Raw genomic sequence first — 3,207 nt, forward strand, 5'->3', positions numbered from 1 at the left:
AGGAGCCAATTGGCTCCTTTCTTATAATTTGTTGTCCGTAGACGTCAAATTAATCGTCGGTTAACGACGTAGACCTAGACGTGCGATAAGATCTGCATAACGTGCATTCTCAGTACGTTTTAGGTAGTCAAGAAGTTTACGACGGCTAGCAACCATACGTAATAGACCACGACGGCTGTGGTGATCGTGGATGTGCTTCTTGAAGTGACCTTGAAGGTGATTGATTTGTGCAGTTAATAGTGCAACTTGAACTTCAGTTGAACCAGTATCGCCTTCTTGGCGTGCGAAATCTGCAACGATAGCAGCTTTAGCTTCAGCGTTTAATGACATAGTGGAGTCTCCAATATAGATAAATAGCTTATAGCCGACCACTCGTTCAGCTATAAGAAGAACCGCGGAGTATACAGAGGTCAGTGTATTCCTGCAATCATTTTCACTGATCAATGTACAAACGAATATGACGCATAAAAAGTCGTATAAAAAAGGCACTATTACTCACGTAACAATGCCTTTTATCTCACCCATGAGTCATTGGGTTTATTTTGGTTCGCGAGCCTGTGTTTCGTAATTAACGATACGTTTAGGAGCGACTCTACCTTGGTCATCGATACTACCAACGCCAATGAAAGTACGCTCATCACCAACCGTCATACGCACTAAGCCTGATTCAGGAGTATTAGGTACAACAACGGGTTGCCCGTGTAATACAAAATCACCTGTCTCAGTGCTCATGTTCGCTTCCGGTAAATGACTTACCGCTGAATCAAGTGGTAGCAATAATGGATCAAGCACATCTTTCGGCTCAACACCGTCTGTATTAGCTTGCTCTACCATCTCTTCCAGCTTTTCAAACGTAATCATTCGGTCTGCTGGGTAAGCGCTAACACCGATACGACGTAGCATACTCACGTGTGCTCCACAGCCCAATAGCTCACCCAAGTCATCAACGATAGTACGGATATAAGTACCCTTACTCACGTGGATTTCTAGATTAACTTCATCATTTTCATAACTTAATAATTTAAGTTCAAAAACGGTAATAGGACGTGCAGGACGATCGATAAAGATGCCTTGACGCGCATACCAGTACAAAGGTTTACCTTCGTGCTTTAATGCCGAAAACATTGACGGTACTTGCTCTGTGTCACCACGGAAAGTATCAAGTGCAATCAATAATTCAGCATCGCTTACGCTAACAGCTCGTGTTTGCACAACTTCACCATCAGAATCTGATGTATCCGTACGTTCACCCAGCTTTGCAGTTACTAAGTAACGCTTATCTGAATCAAGTAAGAATTGTGAAAACTTCGTTGCTTCACCAAAGCATAACGGTAGCATACCAGTAGCCAATGGATCTAAGGCGCCAGTGTGACCCGCTTTCGCAGCAAAGAAAATTTTCTTTACACGCTGTAATGCATCGTTTGAGCTTATGCCTGTCGGTTTATCCAACAAGAATACACCGTGTACATCACGGCCGTTCCATCGACGACGACGTCCAGACATGACTAAGACTCTCCTTCAGGAGCGTCTTTTTCATCTGCCGTAGTGCCAAAATCATCTTGCAGTTTTTTATCTTTAGCACGTACTTCAGTTACGAGACTTGAAAGACGCATACCTTCAACAAGTGTATTGTCATAGATAAAACGCAGTTCAGGCACAATACGTAATTTCATTGAGCTACCAACTAACGAGCGGATATAACCACTTGCCGTTTCTAATGCTGCTACACCTTCTTTGATACGTTCTTCATCATTATCGATGTTAAAGAAAGTAACATACACTTTTGCGTAAGAAAGGTCACGTGACAGATCAATACTTGATACTGTCACCATACCAACACGTGGGTCTTTCACTTCACGTTGTAAAATACGCGCAATTTCTTGTTGTAGTTGCTGTGCAACACGACGAGAACGACTGAATTCTTTTGCCATTTTTAAATTCCTCTAAAGGAAAATGGGGACCTAAGGCCCCCATAAAGTTATTTTAATCGAACCGAGCGACTAACCGTTACAGAGTACGTTTAATTTCAACAGTTTCGAATACTTCGATTTGGTCACCAACACGTACGTCATTATAGTTCTTAACGCCGATACCACATTCAATACCCATACGAACGTCTTGTACGTCATCTTTAAAGCGACGTAACGATTCAAGTTCACCTTCGTAGATAACGATGTTTTCACGTAGTACACGGATTGGAGCGCTACGTTTGATAACACCTTCAGTAACCATACAACCAGCAATAGAGCCAATTTTAGGTGATTTGAATACATCACGAACTTCAGCAAGACCAATGATTTCTTGACGGAACTCAGGCGCAAGCAGACCGCTCATCGCTTGTTTAACTTCATCAATCAAGTCATAGATAACGCTGTAGTAACGTAAATCAACACTTTCGTTGCTTACAACTTCACGTGCTTTTGCGTCAGCACGTACGTTGAAACCAAGTACGATAGCGTTCGATGCAGCAGCAAGTGTTACGTCAGTTTCAGTAATACCACCAACGCCACGTCCGATAATTGCAACTTTAACTTCATCAGTTGAAAGTTTAACCAACGAATCACAAAGTGCTTCAAGTGAACCTTGAACATCTGCTTTAAGTACGATATTCAATTCATAAACTTCACCTGCTTCCATGTTAGCAAACATGTTATCAAGTTTAGATTTCTGTTGACGAGCCAGCTTAACATCACGGAATTTACCTTGACGGTAAAGCGCAACTTCACGAGCTTTCTTATCATCACGTACTACAGTCGCTTCATCACCCGCTTTAGGTACACCAGAAAGACCTAAGATCTCAACTGGAATAGAAGGACCCGCACTTTCAATTGGTTGACCATTTTCATCACGCATTGCACGAACACGACCATACTCAAGACCACAAAGTACGATATCGCCACGCTTCAATTCACCTTGTTGTACAAGTACTGTAGCAACAGGACCACGACCTTTGTCAAGACGAGATTCAATTACAACACCTGCAGCAGGACCAGTAGCAACAGCTTCTAGTTCTAAGATGTCAGATTGTAATAGGATACCTTCAAGTAGCTCATCAATACCCGTACCGGCTTTAGCTGATACGTGTACAAACATGTTTTCGCCGCCCCAGTCTTCAGGAATTACGTCATGTTGTGCAAGTTCGTTTTTAACACGATCCGGATCAGCACCTTCTTTATCCATTTTGTTCACTGCAATAATCAGTGGAAC

At 42.4% G+C, this 3,207-nt stretch carries 4 protein-coding genes; all 4 read right to left on the minus strand.

The genetic code is table 11. The features are described from left to right. Positions 1-60: 60 nt before the first annotated feature. Positions 61-330, minus strand: coding sequence for a 30S ribosomal protein S15 (gene rpsO / locus BT797_RS09975; protein WP_045111670.1), 270 nt, complete (start codon positions 328-330; stop codon positions 61-63). Between the two features lie 207 nt (positions 331-537). After that, complete coding sequence (gene truB, locus BT797_RS09980) at positions 538-1,503, minus strand: tRNA pseudouridine(55) synthase TruB (RefSeq protein ID WP_075471923.1); 966 nt, start codon at positions 1,501-1,503, stop codon at positions 538-540. Positions 1,504-1,505: 2 nt separating this feature from the next. Then, on the minus strand, positions 1,506-1,931 hold the full coding sequence (gene rbfA / locus BT797_RS09985) for a 30S ribosome-binding factor RbfA (protein ID WP_045111672.1): 426 nt from the start codon (positions 1,929-1,931) through the stop codon (positions 1,506-1,508). A gap of 76 nt (positions 1,932-2,007) precedes the next feature. Continuing rightward, positions 2,008-3,207: translation initiation factor IF-2 (gene infB / locus BT797_RS09990; RefSeq protein ID WP_075471925.1), on the minus strand; the 1,200-nt coding region annotated here is incomplete at its 5' end.

Source organism: Moritella viscosa (genome assembly GCF_900120065.1).
GTDB classification, from domain to species: Bacteria; Pseudomonadota; Gammaproteobacteria; order Enterobacterales; family Moritellaceae; genus Moritella; species Moritella viscosa.